This window comes from Streptomyces ochraceiscleroticus, from assembly GCF_000720485.1.
GTDB lineage: Bacteria > Actinomycetota > Actinomycetes > Streptomycetales > Streptomycetaceae > Streptomyces > Streptomyces ochraceiscleroticus.
Map to the genome: position 1 here is coordinate 119032 of NZ_JOAX01000021.1, position 18077 is coordinate 137108.

The following is an 18077-nucleotide window of genomic DNA, read 5'->3' on the forward strand; positions in this document are numbered from 1 at the left end:
CTGGTCAACGGTCGTTGAACTCGAAGACCATCCCGAAGGCGCCCGCCACCAGCACGCCGAAGCCGATGACGAACAGCCACAGCCCGAAGACGATGCCCAGTCCGGCGACCGCGGCGCCCAGCGCGGTCAGCGGCGGGTATCCGCTCTTGGGCGGGAAGAAGTCCAGCCGGCCGGCCCGCTGCCTGACCTCCCCCTGCCGGTCGTCCTCCGGCCGGTCCCCCTTGCGCCGGTGGTTCATCGCGCAGAAGAAGGACACCACCGCGGCCATCAGGCAGGACACGGTCAGCGCCGCCACGCCCGCCGGCTCCAGCGAGGCCAGCGCGTAGACGACGTCCACGACGAAGAAGAACGCCGCGACCCCGCCGAAAAGGTATGCCTCGGCCTTCATCGGCTCTGCTCTCCGTGCGTATCGGGGGTCGGCTCCACCGTCCCGTGCTCCCCGGCCGGCAGCCGGTACGCCTCCGGGTGGTGCAGGTCGAAGGCGGGCGAGTCGGAGCGGATGCGGGGCAGCGCGTGGAAGTTGTGCCGGGGCGGCGGGCAGGAGGTGGCCCATTCCAGTGACCGGCCCCAGCCCCAGGGATCGTCCACGCCGACCTTCGCCGCGTACTTGGTGGTCTTCCAGACGTTGTAGAGGAACGGCAGCGTGGACAGCCCGAGGAGGAAGGAGCCGAGCGAGGAGACGGTGTTGAGGGCGGTGAAGCCGTCGGCCGCGAGGTAGTCGGCGTACCGCCGGGGCATGCCGCTCGACCCCAGCCAGTGCTGAACGAGGAAGGTGAGCTGGAAGCCGGTGAAGAGCGTCCAGAAGTGGATCTTCCCCAGCCGTTCGTCGAGCATCCGGCCGGTCAGCTTGGGCCACCAGAAGTAGAAGCCGCCGAACATCGCGAAGACCACCGTCCCGAACAGGACGTAGTGCAGGTGGGCGACGATGAAGTAGGTGTCGGTGACGTGGAAGTCCAGCGGCGGGGAGGCGATCAGGACCCCGCTCAGCCCGCCGAGCAGAAAGGTCACCAGGAAGCCGCCGGCCCACAGCATCGGCGTCTCGAACGACAGCGAGCCCCGCCACATCGTGCCGATCCAGTTGAAGAACTTCACGCCCGTGGGCGCGGCGATCAGAAAGGACATCAGCGAGAAGAACGGCAGCAGCACCATGCCTGTGGCGAACATGTGGTGCGCCCAGACGGTCGCCGAGAGCATCGTGATGGCGATGGTCGCGCCGACCATGCCGACGTAGCCGAAGACCGGTTTGCGGCTGAAGACCGGCACGATCTCGGTGATCACGCCGAAGAACGGCAGCGCCACGATGTAGACCTCGGGGTGCCCGAAGAACCAGAACAGGTGCTGCCACAGGATCGACCCGCCGTACGCCGCGTCGAAGACGTGCGCCCCGAACTTCCGGTCCGCGAGCAGCGCGAAGAGCGCGGCGGTCAGGACCGGGAAGGCCAGCAGGGCGAGGATCGAGGTGAAGAACACGTTCCAGGTGAAGATCGGCATCCGGAACATCGTCATGCCGGGCGCGCGCAGGGTCATGATGGTCGCGATGAAGTTCACCGAGCCCAGCGTCGTGCTGAGCCCGGACAGGATCAGGCCCATCGCCCACAGGTCGCCGCCCTCCCCCGGCGTGCGGACGGCGCCGTTGAGCGGCGCGTACGCGAACCAGCCGAAGGACGCCGCGCCCTGCGGGGTGAGGAAGCCGGAGACGACCATCAGGCCGCCGAAGAGGAACAGCCAGTAGGTCAGCGCGTTCAGCCGGGGGAAGGCCACGTCCGGCGCGCCGATCTGCAGAGGCATGACGGCGTTGGCGAAGCCGGCGAACATCGGCGTCGCGAAGAGCAGCATCATGATCGTGCCGTGCACGGTGAAGAGCTGGTTGTACTGCTCCGCCGTGACCAGTTGCAGTCCTGGACGGGCCAGTTCGGTCCGCATCAGCATGGCCAGCAACCCCGCGAACAGGAAGAACGCGAAGGCGGTCACGAGGTAGAGATTGCCGATCACCTTGTGGTCGGTGGTGGTCAGCCAGCCGCGGATCCGGCTGCCGGTCTCGATCCGGCGCCTCGCGGCGGCTGCCGCGCGCGCCTGCCGCTCAACGTGGACCACCGATAGCCTCCGTCCGACCGGTCCGACACCCGCCAGCCTGACATCACCGGGGGCGTTTGCCGCGGTCCGCAGCGCCCTGCGGCCGGCCGCCACCCGTTAGGAGCACCGACCGTTCGGCGCACGGTCGGGTCATCGGCACCTCTTGGTCACGTAATGATCGCGAGACGGGGTTTCGCTGCGTGCGCAGACGCCGCAAGAATTGCCTCGCGCACCATGTGCCACTCTTGCCCCCCACCTGACGAAGAGGTCATCCGCCCATGCCGCATCCGGACCGCCGCCGCTTCCTGCAACTCGCCGGAGGCACCGCGGCCTTCACCGCACTGTCGGGCAGCATCGCCCGCGCCGCATCGATCCCGGCACAGCACCGCTCCGGCACCATCGACGACGTCGAGCACATCGTCGTACTGATGCAGGAGAACCGGTCCTTCGACCACTACTTCGGCTCGCTCCGCGGTGTGCGCGGCTTCGGCGACCCGCGCCCCGTTTCGCTGCCCAGCGGCAAGACGGTGTGGCACCAGTCGGACGGCACGAAGGAGGTGCTGCCGTTCCGGCCGGAGGCCGACAACCTCGGCTTGCAGTTCATCCAGGACCTCAACCACGACTGGGCGGGCAGCCACAAGGCGTGGAACAACGGCAAGTACGACCAGTGGATACCCGCCAAGTCGGCGACGACCATGGCGTACCTGACGCGCGAGGACATCCCGTTCCACTACGCGCTCGCCGACACCTTCACCATCTGCGACGCGTACCACTGCTCGCTGATCGGCTCCACCGACCCCAACCGCTACTACCTGTGGAGCGGATACACCGGCAACGACGGCAAGGGCGGCGGCCCGGTGCTCGGCAACGAGGAAGCCGGGTACAGCTGGACCACCTACCCCGAGCGGCTCGAGAAGGCCGGCGTCTCCTGGAAGATCTACCAGGACATCGGCGACGGGCTGGACGCGGACGGCAAGTGGGGCTGGATCGACGACGCGTACCGGGGCACGTACGGCGACAACTCGCTGCTGTACTTCGACCAGTACCGCAACGCGAAGCCCGGCGATCCGCTGTACGACAAGGCCCGCACCGGCACGAACGTCAAGCAGGGCGACGGCCTCTTCGACCGGCTGAAGGCCGACGTCAAGGGCGGGAAGCTGCCCAAGATCTCCTGGATCGTGGCCCCCGAGGCGTTCACCGAGCACCCCAACTGGCCGGCGAACTACGGTGCTTGGTACGTCTCCCAGGTCCTGGACGCACTCACCTCCGACCCCGAGGTGTGGAGCAAAACGGCCCTCTTCCTCACCTACGACGAGAACGACGGCTTCTTCGACCACGTCGTGCCGCCGTACCCGCCGTCCTCCGACTCCCAGGGCCGCTCCACCGTGGACGTCGGCCCGGACCTCTACAAGGGCGGCAAGGGGTACGCCGCGGGCCCGTACGGCCTGGGCCAGCGGGTGCCGATGCTGGTCCTCTCGCCCTGGAGCAAGGGCGGTTACGTCTGCTCCGAGACCTTCGACCACACCTCCGTCATCCGCTTCATGGAGCGCCGCTTCGGCGTCCACGAGCCGAACATCTCGCCCTGGCGCCGCGCCATCTGCGGCGACCTGACCTCGGCCTTCGACTTCGCGCACCCCGACACCCGGCCGGTATCCCTCCCGGACACCGACGGCTACCGCCCACCGGACGGCGACCGGCACGACGACTACGTGCCCAAGCCGCCCGCCAGTCCCTCCCTCCCCCGCCAGGAGAAGGGCTCCCGCCCAGCCCGCGCCCTGCCGTACGCCCCGCACGCCGACGGTTCGGCCGACGCCGCGGCCGGGAAGTACACGCTCACGCTCAGCGGCGGCGACAAGACGGGCGCGGCCTTCTATGTGACCGCGGGGAACCGCGGCGACGGCCCCTGGACGTACACCGCGGCGGCGGGCAAGCCGGTCACCGACACCTGGAACACCGCCTACTCCAAGGGCGTCTACGACCTCTCGGTCTTCGGCCCGAACGGCTTCCTGCGCGTCTTCAAGGGCCCCGGCAAGACCGCGGGCCCGGAGGTGACGGCCCGCCACGACGCCACCACCGGCAATGTGAAGCTGACGTTCACCAACGCCGGCCGCTCCGACGTGGACCTCACCCTGGCCAACGCCTACGGCGGCCCCGACGAGACCTTCAAGGTCCGGGCCGGCGCCACCGTCACGCACACCGTCGACCTGCGCCCGAGCAAGCGCTGGTACGACCTGACGGTGACCTCCGAGGCCGATGCGGCGTTCCTGCGCCGCTTCGCCGGCCATGTCGAGACCGGCGAGGCGGGCGTGAGCGACCCGGCGATCCTCACCGGCTGACCGGCACGTCCGGTACTGAGAGCCTGTGTCATCACCCTGGTCGGATCAGCGAACGTCGTCTGGTGCGTGCTATCGCAAGGCGCCGGAAGGTCCTCGTAGCGGAGCTACTAGGGCATTTCGGCAACGCCGCGAGAGTGCGTGGCAGGCGGCGGGCGCCCGGCCGGGGTGATGACACAGGCTCTGCGCCGGGGCGCCGCCGTCAGGCGCGCCCCGGCGTCTCCCCCGACGCGTCGCTGATCGAGCGCAACGCGTCCGTCAGGGATGCCCGCTGATCTGCCGTCAGGCCCCGCAGGGCGACCGCGTCCACCTCGTCGGCGAGCGGACCGGTCCGCTCCAGCGCCCGTACGCCGTCGTCGGTCAGGCGGAGCAGCTTGCGCCGCCGGTTGGCCGGGTCGACGCGCCGGGTCAGCAGGTCACGCTGTTCGAGGCGGTGCACCAGAGGGGCGAGCGTCGCCAGGTCGATGCCGGTGACCCGGCCGAGCCGGGACTGGTCGATGTCCGGCTGCTCGCGCACGGTGAGGAGCACCGCGTACTGCGGCGGCGTGACGTCGCCGACGGTCGCCTGCCAGACCGCCGTGTACGCCTGGAGCGAGCGGCGCAGCAGATGCAGCGGCGATTCGCGCAGCGACGGCGACTGCGGTGTGCGTGGCGCGGTGATGACGTCCTCCGGGTCGGTACGGGGTGGCTTTCCGATTCTGCCAGGTCCAGCGTATTGTCGTACACGAATGATTCGTGCACGACAGAAGGAGGACGGTCAGTGGCACGCCCCAAGGACCTCCGCGCCTACCTCGAAGCCCTCCAGGAGCTGGGCGACCTCCGCACCGTCGACCGTGTGGTCGACCCGCACCTCGAAGTCGGTGCGGTCATCCGCCGCTCGTACGAGACGCGCGCGCCCGCGCCGCTGTTCACCGACATCAAGGGCGCCGCACCCGGCTTCCGGCTGCTCGGCGCCCCCGGCGCGCTCAGCTCCGTACCGGACCGGCCGCTGGCCCGCATCGCGCTCTCGCTCGGCCTGGACTCCGGCGCCGGCGCCCGCGAGATCATCGACGCGCTGGCCGGCGCGCGGACCCGCGAGCCGGTCGCGCCGCGGCTGGTGGAGAGCGGGCCGTGCAAGCAGAACGTGCTGCTCGGCGCGGACGCCTCGCTCGACCGCTTCCCCACTCCCCTGCTGCACGAGGGCGACGGCGGGCCGTACGTGAACACCTGGGGCACGATCATCGCCCGCACCCCGGACGGCGAGTTCACCAACTGGTCCATCGCGCGCATCATGATGATCGACGGCAAGCACCTGACGGGCCTCGTCCTGCACCCGCAGCACATCGCGTACGTCTGGCAGCAGTGGGCGGACCGCGGCGAGGACATGCCCTTCGCGCTCGTCCAGGGCGGCGACCCGGCGCTGCCGTTCATCTCCGGGATGCCGCTGCCGGACGGCGTGGAGGAGGCCGGCTACCTCGGGGCGCTGCTCGGCGAGCCGATGGAGCTCGTGCAGTGCGAGACCGTCGACCTCCAGGTCCCCGCCAACGCCGAGATCGTCATCGAGGGGCACCTGTCCGCCGAGCGCACCGGAGTCGAGGGCCCGATGGGCGAGTTCGCCGGTTACCGGCCGCACGAGACCACGATGCAGCCCGTCTACACCATCGAGGCCATCACCCACCGCGACGACCCGGTCTGGCCGACCGTGGTCGAGGGCGAGCCGGTCGACGAGTTCCACACCGCCACCGGGCTCACCCTGGCCGCCGAGGCGCTGACCGCGCTGCGCGCCGCCGGACTGCCGGTCACCACGGCGTGGGAGCCCTTCGAAATGGCCTCGCACGCGCTGGTCGTCAGCGTCGCGGCGGACTGGCGCGACCGGCTGCCGGGCGTGCGCACGGACGAACTCGCCGAGCGGATCACCGAGGTCATCGACGCCCAGCGCTTCGCCTACCTCGTGCCGCGCCTCTTCGTGCTGGACGACGACGTGGACGCGTCCGATGTGGGCGAACTGATGTGGGCGCTGGCCACCCGGGTCCACCCCACCGGGCGGCGCATCGTGCGCGAGGGCAAGGTCCTGCCGCTGCTGTCGGTCTACACGCCCGAGGAGCGGCACGCCTGGCGCGGCCCGCGGGTGACGTACGACGCGCTGCTGCCCTCCGCCGCGGAGGGCCGCGAGCCGCGCAGCTCCTTCCGGCACATCTTCCCGGCAGAGGTCCAGCAGCGGGTACTGGAGACCTGGGACGCCTGAGCCAGGCAGCGCGGCGGTGGCGTCATCCCCGGGTCATCCCCAGAGGGACTGCGTCACCGCCGCGCCCACGAAGGCGGAGCCGAGGCCGGCCAGCACGCTTCCGGCGGCGTTGGCGACGGCGAAGAAGCGCGCGCCGCCCTCGGCCAGCCTGAGCGTCTCGTACGAGAACGTCGAGTACGTGGTGAGGGCGCCGCACAGGCCGGTGCCGATGAGGAGCTGTACCTGGGAGGAGGCGGCGCCCGCGGTGACCGCCCCGGTCAGCAGCCCCAGTACCAGGCAGCCGACGACATTGACGGTGAAGGTGCCCCAGGGGAACACCGTGTCGTGGCGGGACTGGACGGCCCGGTCGGTGAGGTAGCGCAGCGGGGCCCCGGCCATCGCCCCGACGATCACGAGCAGCCAGTTCACCGCTTCTTCCCCTCTTCGCCGTCGCGGCCGGTGTACCGGATGACCTCGCAGTCGTCGACGACGACCAGGCCCTCCGTGACCACCTCGTCCAGCTGCGGCAGGAAGTCCCGTACCCGGTCCTCGGTGTCGACGATCACGACGGCCACCGGCAGGTCCTCGCTCAGGGACAGCAGCCGGCTCGTATGGATCACCGAGGAGGCGCCGAACCCCTCGATGCCGCGGAAGACCGAGGCCCCCGCGAGGCCCGCACGGTGGGCCCGGTGCACGATCTCGGAGTACAGCGGGCGGTGGTGCCAGGTGTCGTTCTCGCCGACGAGGACGGTGACGCGCAGCGCGGAGCCGGTGAGCCTCACTGGTGCCTCCAGGAGAGGACGCGGCGGGTGCCGGCGGCCGCGGTCCACACCGCCGCCAGGGCCGCGAACAGGGTCAGTGCCAGATACGCCAGGCCGGTGACGGCCGCTCCGTCCGTGACCAGGCGCTGGATGTCCACGGCGTACGTGGAGAAGGTCGTGAAGCCGCCGAGCACGCCGGTGCCGAAGAAGGGGCGGAGCAGGCGGTGCGCGGACCGGGCCTCGCTGATCACGACCATGAAGACGCCGATGACGGCGCAGCCGAGCACATTGACGGCCAGCGTCGTCCAGGGGAAGGCGCCGTCGGGCGTGGGCCACAGGAGCGCGGCGCCGTAGCGCGCGGCTGCGCCGATGCCGCCGCCCAGCGCGACGGCGGCCACGACGGGGCCCTGTCGCGGCCGCCGCGGGGCGCGCCGCGGCGGGGCAGGGAGATCGACGTCGGAGTCGACCGGTTCGTTCAGCATGGAGGGGTGGGCCTCTGACACGTGTGCGTTCTCCTACTCGCCGGGCACCGGCGTGCCCCTCACACGGTCACCGCTGTTCCCAGCGTAACCGCTGCCGTCGTCAGGCATTCAGTACACCCGCTCCGAGCAGGCCGAACAGCAGCACGCCGATGACCAGCCGGTAGATGACGAAGGCGTTGAAGGAGTGCTTGGCGACGAACTTCAGCAGCCATGCGATCGAGGCGTACGCGACGACGAAGGAGACGACCGTGCCGACGATGAGCGGCGCGAGGTCGGCCCCGGCGCCGACGGCGTCCTTCAGCTCGTAGACGCCGGCGCCCGTCAGGGCGGGCAGGCCGAGGAAGAACGACAGCCGGGTCGCGGCGACCCGGTTCAGGTCCAGGATCAGGCCCGTGGACATGGTGGCGCCGGAGCGGGAGAAGCCGGGGAAGAGCAGCGCGAGGATCTGCGAGCAGCCGACGAGCATCGCGTCCTTGAAGGTGGTGTCCTCCTCGCCGCGCCGGTGCCGGCCCATCTGGTCCGCCGCCCACATCACACCGCTGCCGACGATCAGCGACCCCGCGACCACCCACAGCGAGGCGAGCGGCCCTTCGATGAGCGGCTTCGCGGCCAGTCCGACGATGACGATCGGGATCGTCGCCCAGATCACCCACCAGGTGAACTTGTAGTCGTGGTTGTCCCGCTGGTCGCGGTGGGCGAGGCCGCGGCCCCACGCGGTGAGGAACCGCACGATGTCGCGGAAGAAGTACACGAAGACGGCGGCGATCGCGCCGACCTGGATCACGGCGGTGAAGGCCACGACGGCCTTGTCGCCCACCGGGATGTCCATCAGCCCTTCGGTGATCTTCAGATGCCCGGTGGAGGAGACGGGCAGGAACTCGGTCACTCCCTCCACGATGCCGAGAACGACGGCCTGTCCGATATTGATGTCGCTCAAGTTCCGTCCTTGCGGGAAGGCGATGGGGTGACGCTGCGGGGCGGCCTGCGTCACTCACGGACTCGGCGCGCGGCGCGCTCACGGAAACGTCCGTCCGCCACGGGTGTGGCGGACGGACGTGACTGTAGAGGATGGGACGACGCCCTACTGCATCGGGAAGATGTCCCCGCTGCCCATGCTCGACTCCTGCTCCGCCTGGCTCTCCAGCTTGCGGGCCTTCTCCTGGAGCCGCTTGCGGTCCTGCGGGTCGCTGGTCCGTTCCGCGGCCTGGGACAGCTCCTTCGCCTTGTCCCGCATCTGCCGGATCCGGCCGCCGACCTCACCGTCCATGCCCATGATCACTCCTTGCACGTCCGAGACACCACGTCCGAGACACCCGTCCGAGAAATCGGGCGGGCCCTCCCAGCGAACCAGCTCTCCGGGCCGGTCGCATCCGGAGGCGTCAGCCGCCCTCCTGGAGGCGTCAGCCCGGCCAGGTCCCGGTCATGCGCCGGGTGGCGGTGGCGCCGCTGCGGTCCATGGCGGCCTTGACGACGGCGAAGATGGCGCCCTGCAGCGCCGCTGCCAGCAGCACTTCCTTCCAGGTGCGGTCCTCGTCTCTGGCGCTCGGGGTGTCCTCCTCGTGCCCGATCCGCTTCCACGTCTGCTTGAACAGCGCCCCGGCGATCATGCCGCTCAGGGCGCCCAGCGCCACTCCGACGGGCGTGTACGCGATCTTCGCTGCGTTCATCGCATCCTCCTGCCGGGGGTACTGCTACGGGCGGCCCCCTTGAGACGACGAACGCTCTGCGCGGTCCGGCCGCCCTGCTGACGCCGGCGTACCTGCAGCCAGACGAGGACCGCCGCGGCGCCGACGACCAGTACCGGAACGGGGCCCCGCTGCGCCGCGTGGGCGGTGCTGTCCTGGAGCCGGGCCCGCGAGTGGCCGACGGCGTCCTGGACCTTGGCCTTGGCGTCGCCGGCCGCCTCCTGTGCCTTCGCCTTGGCGTCGCCGGCCTTCTCCTTGGCGCGCGCCTTCACGTCCGCCTTGGCGGCCAGCTCCTCGACGGTCCGGCCCAGCTCCTCACGGGTGTGCTCCACCCGCTCCCGAAGCTGCTCCGGGGTGGGGGACTCGGACGCATGCCTGCTCTGGGATTTACTGGTCATCGGTGGGCCTTCTCCTTCAACTCGGCGACATCGGCCTTGACGCCGGCGATCGCCTCCTCGGGCGCCGGCGGGGTCGCCCGGGCGATCTGCTTCTTGCCGGTCAGCGCCAGGATTCCGGCGAGCGCGAGAAGTGCGCCGGTGATGATCAGGGCCGACGCCCATACCGGCAGTACCAGTGCGAGGGCGGCGATCATGGCGACCACCAGGGCTTCCAGCGCGAGGAAGCCGATCACTCCGGCGCCGCCGAACAGCCCGCCGCCGAGGCCGAACCGCTTGCCCTTCCGCGTCATCTCCGCCTGCGCGAGCTGGAGTTCCTCGCGCACCAGCTGCGAGAGCTGCTGCGAGGCGCGGGAGACCAGCTCGCCCACCGAATCCTCGGTGTGCTGCGGCGTCGGCGCGGTGGCCGGAGATGTGGGCGGCGTGCCGCGCACCGCCGTCCGCTCCTCGGAAGGCCACTCGGAAGGCCGCGTCTTCGTGGAAGTGCTCGTCACCGTTTTCTCAGCAGTACTCATCACCGATCATCTGCCTTTCCGTGGCCGCGTGCTGTGCGGATCACGCTTCGCCCGGGGCCTCGGCCCGCCGGCGTTCCTCCTCGCTCCACTTCGTGGTGTCGCGCGGCTCCACGTACGGCTCCTCATCATCGGGATGGCCACCGGCGACCGCCCGTTCACGCGCCAGTTCGGCGTCGAATTCCAGGCCGAGCAGGATGGCCAGATTGCTGATCCACAGCCAGACGAGAAAGATGATCACGCCGGCGAGGGTCCCGTACGTCTTGTTGTAGGAGGAGAAGTTCCCCACGTACACCGCGAAGCCGGCGGAGGCGAGCAGCCAGATCACCAGGGCCAGGAAGCTGCCCGGGGACACCCACCGCATGCCGCGGCCCTTGGCGTTGGGCGCACCCCAGTAGAGGAATGCGATCATGGTCGTGACCAGGATCACGAGGACCGGCCACTTGGCTATCGACCAGACCGTCACCGCGGTGCCACCGAAGCCCAGCGCCGCGCCCACCTGCTGCGCGAGCTCCCCCGTGAACACCACGATGAGTGCGCTGAGGGCGGCCAGCAACATGAGCACCACCGTCAGGGCGAGCCGCAGCGGCAGCACCTTCCACACCGGTCGGCCCTCGGCGACGTCGTAGACGACGTTGGAGCTGCGGATGAACGCCGCCACGTACCCCGAGGCCGTCCACACGGCGACCAGCAGGCCGACGATCGCCACCAGCGAGCCGACGCCGGCGTTGCCCTGGAGTTGCGTCACGGCGTTGCTGAGCACCTGCCGTACGGAACCGGGCGCGAGCTGCTGCAGCGTGTCCATCACCTTCCGCCCCGTCGACTCGCCCGCGATGCCCAGCAGGGAGACCAGGACGAGCAGCGCGGGGAACAGCGAGAGCACGCCGTAGTACGTCAGTGCAGCCGCCCGGTCGGCCAGCTCGTCATCCTTGAATTCCTTGACCGTGCCGCGCAGCACGGCCCACCAGGATTTCTTCGGCAGGCCGGTCGGCTCGTCGGGCGCCTGGCGCTTGACGAGCGGATCGGGTCCCGGCCGGTCGGTGGGTTCCGAGCGCGAGGACGGTTCCTGGTGCGAGGTCGGATCCTGGCTCGAGGCCGGTTCCGCACCTGCTTCCTGCCGCGCACCTGGTATCCGGGCCGCCGGTTCCCCGGAGCCCTCACCGGCGCGGTGAGCGGGGCCCTCCCGGCCCCCCGGTCGCGTTGTCCGTGCCATACGTCGTGGGTTACCGCCCGCCCCGAACCGAAACGGATTCCGCGCCGCGGACTCCGCCCCGGGTATTTCACTGGAAAACGGTGCGGGGCGGGCGGGAAAGTGCCGCTCAGCCGGCCCTGGCGACGGGCTGCCGGACGACGGTGTGCCCGGCGGCGGACAGTGCCGCGGCCGGTACCGTGAACGCGGCTCTGGCCGTGGTCCCGTTCACCGTGACCGCCAGCGTGGCCGTGCCCGCGCGCAGGGCGGTGAGCCGGCCCGTCGCCGGATCGTAGGCCGCCACATGGCGCCGCCTGGCATCGGACGGATCACCGACGTACAGGTTCGGCGAGCCCGTCCAGTCCGCGCTGAGCGGGAAGCCGACCGGTACACGGCGCGCGCCCGGCCCCTCGCCCTGCAGCACGGTCGCCCGCACCGCGTCGGAACTCCCCGCGGGCAGTTCGGCCGGTGCGGTGAGCGTGAGGCCGTCCACGTGGGCGCGGGTCTGGACGGACACCCAGTCCGGGCCGCCCTCCCACGGCCGGGCCCGGCTCCGTTCCCGGTCCTCGGCCGGCACCCGGTCCACGCCGACCATCGACCAGCCCGTGAACCCGCCCTCGCCGGCCGGCGCCGCGGGCGCCTTCCCCGAGTTGCCGTTGATCAGGTACGGCATCCCGTCCACGTGCGAGGCGTCGAAGACCCCGACGTGGGAGCCGATGAACGCCGCGCCCTTGCCGGTCGTGCGCCGGAAGCCGGCGAGCCAGTTCTCCAGCAGCGCCGCCTCCTTGCGGTCGCCGAGCTGACTGCCCTGCTGCGGGGTGGGGTCGCGGGGCGGTACGTGTTCGATGACCATGACCGAGCCGATACGGGGATCGCGCGCCGCCCGGTCGAGTTGTTCGCGCAACTCCTTGATCTGCGCGAAGCCCCCGCCGCGCAGCCGCAGGCTGGAGGTGTCCAGGGTGACGAAGCGGGTCCCGCGGTGGTCGAAGGTACGCTGCGCCGCGCCGAATTCGGCGGTGAAGTTGTCGATCCGGCCGCCCATCACCTCGTGGTTGCCCGGTACGTAGTACCAGGGCAGCGCGTCGCCCAGCTCCTCCTCCAGGATGGTGCGGGCGAACCGCAGGTCCTCGGGCGAGCCCTCGTCGACCAGGTCGCCGTTGATGACCAGGAAGTCGGGGCGGGCGGCCTTGATCTCCCGCAGGGTGCGCCGTGCCTGGGCGACGATCGGGCTGTCCGGGGCGCGTGCCACGAATTGCGCGTCGGACAGCACCGCGAACCGCCAGTCCCGGCCCTCGGTCTCGGCGGCCGGGTCGATCAGCGGGTCCGGCCGGGCCGCCTCCGGGGGCAGCTCCACGGACGGCGGGACCTGCGCTGTCAGGTCGTCGAGGGCGATCCTGCCGGTGTACTGGCGGTCGGCGCCGGTCTCCGCGAGGTAGAAGCGGTGCACTTGCAGCGGGTGGGCGACGCCCGCCGGGACCGCGAAGTCGACATGTCGCCAGCCGGTCCAGGTGACGTACGGGCCGCGCAGCAGGACGTCGGAGCCCGCCGCGTCCTTGAGGTGGAGGGTCGGCCAGGCACCGTGCCCGTCACCCTTGATCCACAGTCCGAAGGACTGTGCCTGCCCGTCGACAGGGATCCGCTGCGGCGGAGTGGCGTACGCGGCGCGGGTCGCGGTCGACTTGGTGAAGTCGTACGTCATCTCCAGGCCGGTGCCGGTGTGTCCGTCCGGGGTGCCCGCCAGCGATCCGCCGGCACGGGCTTGGCTGAACGTCCAGTCACCGGCGTCGTCGAAGGACGCCAGCGGCTTCTCGGTCAGGCCGACGGTGACCGCGAGCACCGTGCTGCGGCCCGCGGCGGTGGCCTTGACCTGACCGGCGGCCCGCGCGGCTCGTGCCTTCACGGTGAAGGTCCCGGTGTCGGGGTCCGGCGTGATGTCGAAGAGGGACCGGTCGTAGTCGAGCGTGACGTCGGCGGGCTCGACGGGTGCGCTGCTGCCGTGCGCGTCCAGTCCGACCAGGCCGAAGTGCCCGGTGGCGCGCTCGTCGGCGAGGCCGACCGTCCGGGTGGTCGGCACGATCCTGTCGAGGTCGTCCAGGACGGTCAGCCGGATGCTGCCGCGCGCGCCGCCGCGCTGGGCGGTGGCCTCGGTACTGCCACTGCGCCGGGCCGTGAAGACCCCGTCCGCACTCACCGTTCCGACGTGGGAGCCGGACGACCGCCATCTCGGTGTGCCCTCGGCCGGGCCGTACGTCTCGTCGTACCCGGCAGCTGACAGACGGCGCGTCAGCCCGGGGAACACCCGCTCGGGGTGTCCGCCCCGTACGGGGTCCACGCCCGGCGCGCCGCCGGCGTCCATGGCGGTCTCCACCCAGAATCCGGTCAGCTCGCCGCTGCCGTCGGGCGCGGTGAAGGCCAGGCCGTTGGGCACCGTGCGCTCGCTGCCGTCGGAGGGGCTGTTCTCCACCTGTACCGCGTCGCTGCCCGGCTCGCGGGCGACCAGCGAGGACGAACCGCCACCGTCGAGGTTCAGCGCGCTGTAGGAGCCGGCCCGCCGCATCATGAGGCCGAGTTCGGTGAGAGTGACGCCGCCGCTGTCGGCCTGCCGGCCGTCGACGGTCATGACCTGCATGGTGCGGCCGTCCTGGGAGAAGCCGACGGCGGTACGCGGCGCTGCGGTGTTGTTGCCCTCCCCCTCGTGACCGACCGCCTGCCCGTCGACGACGAGGAGTTCGCGGCCGCCGACGGCGGTGCGCGGCACCGGTCCGCTGTCCGTGCGCGGCCGGTACTCCATGGTGACCGGGTCGCCGACCGCGAGCCCGGCGAGCCGGTCCGCGCCCTGGTCACGGCCGATCAGTACGGTGCTGCCGGCCGGGACCGGGCCCTTGCCGGGCTCGGCGCGCACGGCGGTGCCCCTGCCGTCCGCCACGATCACCTCGGCGGTGCGCCGCGCGCCGTCCACGGTGAGGGCGCGGTCCGTCTCGCCCCACCGGTCGGTGTAGGCGCCGATGCCGTCGGCCGGTACGTCGGCGGCGTTGAGGGCGCCGAGCGGGTGGGTGCCGTCCGGGAGCGTCAAGGTGCCGTCGAAGTAGAGCTGGAGGACGCGGCCGGCGTCCGCCGGGCCGATGCCGACGGCGCGGTGGGTGCCCGCGACGGGCGAATGCGTCGGGCGGCTATCGGCGATGCCGGGGCCGAGTGGGGCGCCGGTCTGGTTGATGTCGAAGAAGTCGCCGTTGATCGCGGCGACGGTACGGCGTCCGGGCCCGGCGTCGTGCGCGGCGGCGAGCCTGGAGACCGACGCTCGCGCGGCGACCTTTCCCGGCGAGAGGTAGTCGGCCGTGGCGCCCGCGGTCAGGTCGACGGAGAGCGAGTCGACGCGGAGCCACTTATCGGACTCCAGCCGGTCGTACGACGAGAGCCGGATGCCGGGGGCGATGGGCCGGGCGGTGCGGGCGGTCTCCAGCCCGTCGCCGTCGGCGACGGAGGAGGGCGAGGGGGCTCCGGTCGCGGCCGGCGGGGCGACGGGCCGGAGCATCTCGGCGGAGGTACGGGGCAGCGGTTCGGGCGGCGCAGCGGCGGCGGCCGGGACGGCGGCGCCCAGCAGCAGCGCGGAGACTGCTGCGAGCACCGCCACGGGTCTGGCGGACACAACGGGGAGCACGGCAACTCCAGGGTGCGGGCGGCACGTGCGCTCTGCACGCGCTCAACCGCCCAGCATCCCCGTGCACATGACGGCCCACCAGAGCCCCGGCGGCAACAGCCCGCTCCCGCGCGCGCATCGAATACCTGCGGAGAATTCCGTTGAAAAATCAGGTGAATTCGATACGACCGGCCGCCGTGCCGAATTTCCGACGCCACCGACAGGTCAGGCCCAGTCTTCGTTACCGGAGGGCGCGGCGGTCACCCTGCTCTCCGTACGAACCGGGTGGGCCTCAGTGCCGTCAAATCTGGATCGCATGGTCGATGCTTCTCCCCGTGAAGTGACTGAACGGTATGGCGAAGTGTGTAACGGGAATATTACGAGAGTATGCCATCACCCCCTTATCGTTTCGACTTCGGAAGAAGGCGGCGGATATCCCACTCAAGTACCCTTCTCCGGGTATCTGCGGCGGTACCCGCGCCGGTACCCCTGTCCCAATCGCGGAAGGACCACCACAAAAGGAACAGCACGGCTGCAAATACCGGTGTCCAGGCCAGTCGGGCAAGGACCCACGAAGGACTGTCGGGGCTGGTGTGCAGTCCGAAGTACCGCTGCCCGAGTCCGAGGGAAACGACGGTGGTGGCCAGCATCGCCGTCTGGTGCCACAGGAAGACCGTAATCGTCGAGAGATTCAGCAGCGCCACCGCGGCCCACAGGAATTGACGGGGCGTCGCCCGGGGCGATGTCCGGTGCAGGGAATGAGGCTTGTCCGCCCCCGGCTGCCCGACCAGCCGGCGCAACGGCCGGCACAGCAGCAGGGCTCCGCCGCACTGGGCCAGACCGAACGTCACCGCCGCCAGGGTGGGCGGACTGAGGTTGGACAGCTCGGCTCCGGGGACGCCCACCATGCTCGCCGGATAACCACCCCACAGGATCAGGGCCGCCGTGGCCACGGCGCCGCCGACGCACATCGCGACGGCGGACCGGCGGCGGGTGAAAGCGCCCGACACCCAGGCCGTGCCCAGGCAGTACGGCACCAGCCACCCCGCGAGAATGTTGACGTCCCGGGCCGACTCGACCCAGCCGATGTCGCCGAGGGCGAAATGGGCAGCGTCCGTCGCGGCCACGACCAGGCCCGCCAGCACGGCGACCCGTATCCCCCACCGCTGGACGAGCGGGGTCAGGGCGATCAGCGCCGCGTACACCGCGAGGAACCACAACGGCGAGAAGGAGAGCCACATCAGGGTGTGGACCGTCTCGGGGGCCATGCCCGCGGTGGCCAGACCGGCCAGCACCAGTGCCCAGGTGAGGGCGAGCGCGATCGTCGGGCGGAGCAGTCTGCGCAGGCGCTGGGCGAGCCAGGTGCCGTACGGCGTGCCGCTCGCCCTGGCCGAGCCGTAGCTGTGGGATCCGACGCGGCCGCCGACGAAGAAGAAGACCGCCAGCGGCTGCAGCACCCAGGACAGCGGGGTGAAGCCGGGCATGTGCCCCAAGGGGCTGTCGCCGACCAGATGGCCGCCGGCCTGGAGCACCACGGCGCTCACCATCCAGTGGCCGAGGACGACGCCCAGGGTGGCCAGCGCACGCAGCACGTCGACGGCGCGGTCGCGGCCGACGGGGGTCAACGCGTCGATCCGCAGCACGGCCGCGTGCAGCGCGCCGGCGCGGGGACGGCGGCCGGCGAGCGGCCGGCCCGGCAGTGCGGGGGCGCCGGGCATACCGGCTCGGACGGGCTGCTCAATAGGGGGAACACGCAGGTCAGTCATGGGAGACCTCCGCTCCGCGGCCCAGCGCGATCAGTGCGATGTTCCGTACGGCGAGGCCACCGGGCCGCAGATAGTCGCTGTGCCGCGCGGTGCCCGTGGGAAGGACCTTGGCGCCGAAGTCGCTGGAGGTCGGATCGCCGCCGAAGCCGACCCATGCGCCGAAGAGGTTCACGCTGGCGTGCGGCACGTCCGCGATCCAGTCGCGGGTACCGCGGCCGGCCCAGAGCGGTACGTCCGTCCCCAGTTCGGCCCGTGAGCGCACCCCCATGCCGGGGCTGCCGAAGACCACGATGTCCGACAGCGCCGACGCCGCCTCGGAATCCATCGTGCCCATGGCGTTTCCGCACACGACGGAACCGTAGGAATGACAGAGCAGCGTGACCGGGGCCGAGGCGTTCACCCGCCGCAACTCCCCGATCAGCCCGTCCAGCCGCTGCCCGCCCTCCGCCGCGCGGCTGCCGGTGAGTACTTCGACGCTCTGCGTCCGGGGCGCCCGGTAGCCGTACCAGGCCACCACGGCCACGCGGGACTTCGGGTCCAGCTTCTTGGTCTCGGCGTACAGGCCGCGGGCGCCGCCGGCCAGCGAGCCGTACCGCGAACCGAGCATGTCGAAGGTGTCGACGGTGGTGTCCGAACCGGGCACCACCACGGCTATGCGGTCCGCGTGGGCCAGGTCGCCCAGTACCTCCACCGCCTGGCCGTCGCCGACGGGCGAGAAGGAGAGGAAGTCCCGCTTCGCCGAGCCCAGTTCGCCCAGCCGGTCGGCCCGGGCGCCATCGCCCATCTCCCGCGCCGCGTCCGCGGCCTCGGCCATGTACTGGCGGTTGGCCGCGTACCGGTCCTCCAGGGTGCCCGCCGACAGCGCGGGTAACCGGGGGGCGACGGGTGTTTGTCGGCCTGTTGACCGAGCTGCCGCGGTGACCGAGAACACCAGGCAGCCGGCGACAGCGGAGACCAGCATTCCGCGTCTGAGACGGGCAGCTCGCACGGCTTCTTTCCTTCCTCCGCATTCCAGGAACTGAGAGGAAGGCTAGATTTCAC

The 18077-nt window shown here is 71.2% G+C and carries 17 protein-coding genes; 2 read left to right on the plus strand and 15 right to left on the minus strand.

Annotated elements, in window-relative coordinates; translation table 11 throughout:
• Positions 1 to 4: 4 nt before the first annotated feature.
• A complete protein-coding gene (gene ctaF, locus IG84_RS0125095; protein ID WP_031061587.1) occupies positions 5 to 388 on the minus strand; it encodes an aa3-type cytochrome oxidase subunit IV in 384 nt (127 codons plus the stop codon).
• Positions 385 to 2094 carry an aa3-type cytochrome oxidase subunit I gene (gene ctaD, locus IG84_RS0125100; RefSeq protein ID WP_031061590.1) on the minus strand — a complete coding sequence of 570 codons (1710 nt, stop codon included), beginning with the start codon at positions 2092 to 2094 and terminating at the stop codon, positions 385 to 387. Before ctaD ends, ctaF begins: the two co-directional genes overlap by 4 nt.
• Before the next feature lie 257 nt (positions 2095 to 2351).
• Here ctaD and IG84_RS0125105 point away from each other — a divergent pair, with 257 nt between their 5' ends.
• Positions 2352 to 4409, plus strand: a complete 2058-nt coding sequence (locus IG84_RS0125105) for a phosphocholine-specific phospholipase C (protein WP_031061593.1) — start codon at positions 2352 to 2354, stop codon at positions 4407 to 4409.
• A 199-nt stretch (positions 4410 to 4608) separates the two neighbouring features.
• Here the strand turns inward: IG84_RS0125105 and IG84_RS41250 are convergent, their stop codons facing one another.
• On the minus strand, positions 4609 to 5139 hold the full coding sequence (locus tag IG84_RS41250) for a MarR family transcriptional regulator (RefSeq protein ID WP_107053954.1): 531 nt from the start codon (positions 5137 to 5139) through the stop codon (positions 4609 to 4611).
• A 27-nt stretch (positions 5140 to 5166) separates the two neighbouring features.
• Between IG84_RS41250 and IG84_RS0125115 the strand changes: the two genes are divergently transcribed.
• Entirely contained in the window at positions 5167 to 6630 is a 1464-nt protein-coding gene (locus IG84_RS0125115; RefSeq protein WP_031061599.1) for a UbiD family decarboxylase, read from the plus strand.
• A 33-nt stretch (positions 6631 to 6663) separates the two neighbouring features.
• On the opposite strand, the gene crcB (IG84_RS0125120) is transcribed toward IG84_RS0125115, so the two are convergent.
• From crcB (IG84_RS0125120) to IG84_RS0125175, 12 genes are all read right to left on the minus strand, one after another.
• Positions 6664 to 7038: a fluoride efflux transporter CrcB gene (gene crcB / locus IG84_RS0125120; RefSeq protein ID WP_031061601.1), complete on the minus strand. Its 375-nt coding sequence runs from the start codon at positions 7036 to 7038 to the stop codon at positions 6664 to 6666.
• Positions 7035 to 7391: a DUF190 domain-containing protein gene (locus IG84_RS0125125; protein ID WP_031061604.1), complete on the minus strand. Its 357-nt coding sequence runs from the start codon at positions 7389 to 7391 to the stop codon at positions 7035 to 7037. Before IG84_RS0125125 ends, crcB (IG84_RS0125120) begins: the two co-directional genes overlap by 4 nt.
• Positions 7388 to 7852, minus strand: coding sequence for a fluoride efflux transporter CrcB (gene crcB / locus IG84_RS0125130; RefSeq protein ID WP_031061609.1), 465 nt, complete (start codon positions 7850 to 7852; stop codon positions 7388 to 7390). The genes IG84_RS0125125 and crcB (IG84_RS0125130) overlap by 4 nt, the downstream gene beginning before the upstream one ends.
• Positions 7853 to 7952: 100 nt before the next feature.
• Complete coding sequence (locus IG84_RS0125135) at positions 7953 to 8789, minus strand: undecaprenyl-diphosphate phosphatase (RefSeq protein WP_031061612.1); 837 nt, start codon at positions 8787 to 8789, stop codon at positions 7953 to 7955.
• A gap of 144 nt (positions 8790 to 8933) precedes the next feature.
• Positions 8934 to 9125 (minus strand): DUF6381 family protein, encoded by a 192-nt coding sequence (locus IG84_RS0125140; protein WP_031061614.1) that lies wholly within the window; start codon positions 9123 to 9125, stop codon positions 8934 to 8936.
• 127 nt (positions 9126 to 9252) lie between these two features.
• Entirely contained in the window at positions 9253 to 9519 is a 267-nt protein-coding gene (locus tag IG84_RS0125145; RefSeq protein WP_030251036.1) for a DUF4235 domain-containing protein, read from the minus strand.
• Positions 9516 to 9935: a DUF3618 domain-containing protein gene (locus tag IG84_RS0125150; protein WP_078649349.1), complete on the minus strand. Its 420-nt coding sequence runs from the start codon at positions 9933 to 9935 to the stop codon at positions 9516 to 9518. Before IG84_RS0125150 ends, IG84_RS0125145 begins: the two co-directional genes overlap by 4 nt.
• A complete protein-coding gene (locus IG84_RS0125155) occupies positions 9932 to 10366 on the minus strand; it encodes a phage holin family protein (RefSeq protein WP_051862355.1) in 435 nt (144 codons plus the stop codon). The genes IG84_RS0125150 and IG84_RS0125155 overlap by 4 nt, the downstream gene beginning before the upstream one ends.
• A 121-nt stretch (positions 10367 to 10487) precedes the next feature.
• Positions 10488 to 11657 carry a YihY/virulence factor BrkB family protein gene (locus tag IG84_RS0125160; protein ID WP_078649352.1) on the minus strand — a complete coding sequence of 390 codons (1170 nt, stop codon included), beginning with the start codon at positions 11655 to 11657 and terminating at the stop codon, positions 10488 to 10490.
• A 106-nt stretch (positions 11658 to 11763) separates the two neighbouring features.
• Positions 11764 to 15279 (minus strand): phosphodiester glycosidase family protein, encoded by a 3516-nt coding sequence (locus IG84_RS0125165; protein ID WP_245659588.1) that lies wholly within the window; start codon positions 15277 to 15279, stop codon positions 11764 to 11766.
• A 392-nt stretch (positions 15280 to 15671) separates the two neighbouring features.
• Positions 15672 to 17036 carry an acyltransferase family protein gene (locus tag IG84_RS0125170; protein WP_211266514.1) on the minus strand — a complete coding sequence of 455 codons (1365 nt, stop codon included), beginning with the start codon at positions 17034 to 17036 and terminating at the stop codon, positions 15672 to 15674.
• On the minus strand, positions 17029 to 18024 hold the full coding sequence (locus IG84_RS0125175) for an alpha/beta hydrolase (RefSeq protein ID WP_245659590.1): 996 nt from the start codon (positions 18022 to 18024) through the stop codon (positions 17029 to 17031). Before IG84_RS0125175 ends, IG84_RS0125170 begins: the two co-directional genes overlap by 8 nt.
• Positions 18025 to 18077 lie beyond the last annotated feature (53 nt).

Excerpts from the sequence above, each read along its gene's own strand:
- IG84_RS0125160 (WP_078649352.1), bottom strand. The coding sequence starts at position 11,657 with ATGGCACGGACAACGCGACCGGGGGGCCGGGAGGGCCCCGCTCACCGC.
- IG84_RS0125170 (WP_211266514.1), bottom strand. The coding sequence starts at position 17,036 with ATGACTGACCTGCGTGTTCCCCCTATTGAGCAGCCCGTCCGAGCCGGT.
- ctaF (WP_031061587.1), bottom strand. The coding sequence starts at position 388 with ATGAAGGCCGAGGCATACCTTTTCGGCGGGGTCGCGGCGTTCTTCTTC.
- crcB (WP_031061609.1), bottom strand. The coding sequence starts at position 7,852 with ATGCTGAACGAACCGGTCGACTCCGACGTCGATCTCCCTGCCCCGCCG.
- IG84_RS0125145 (WP_030251036.1), bottom strand. The coding sequence starts at position 9,519 with ATGAACGCAGCGAAGATCGCGTACACGCCCGTCGGAGTGGCGCTGGGC.
- IG84_RS0125140 (WP_031061614.1), bottom strand. The coding sequence starts at position 9,125 with ATGGGCATGGACGGTGAGGTCGGCGGCCGGATCCGGCAGATGCGGGAC.
- IG84_RS0125150 (WP_078649349.1), bottom strand. The coding sequence starts at position 9,935 with ATGACCAGTAAATCCCAGAGCAGGCATGCGTCCGAGTCCCCCACCCCG.
- IG84_RS0125105 (WP_031061593.1), top strand. The coding sequence starts at position 2,352 with ATGCCGCATCCGGACCGCCGCCGCTTCCTGCAACTCGCCGGAGGCACC.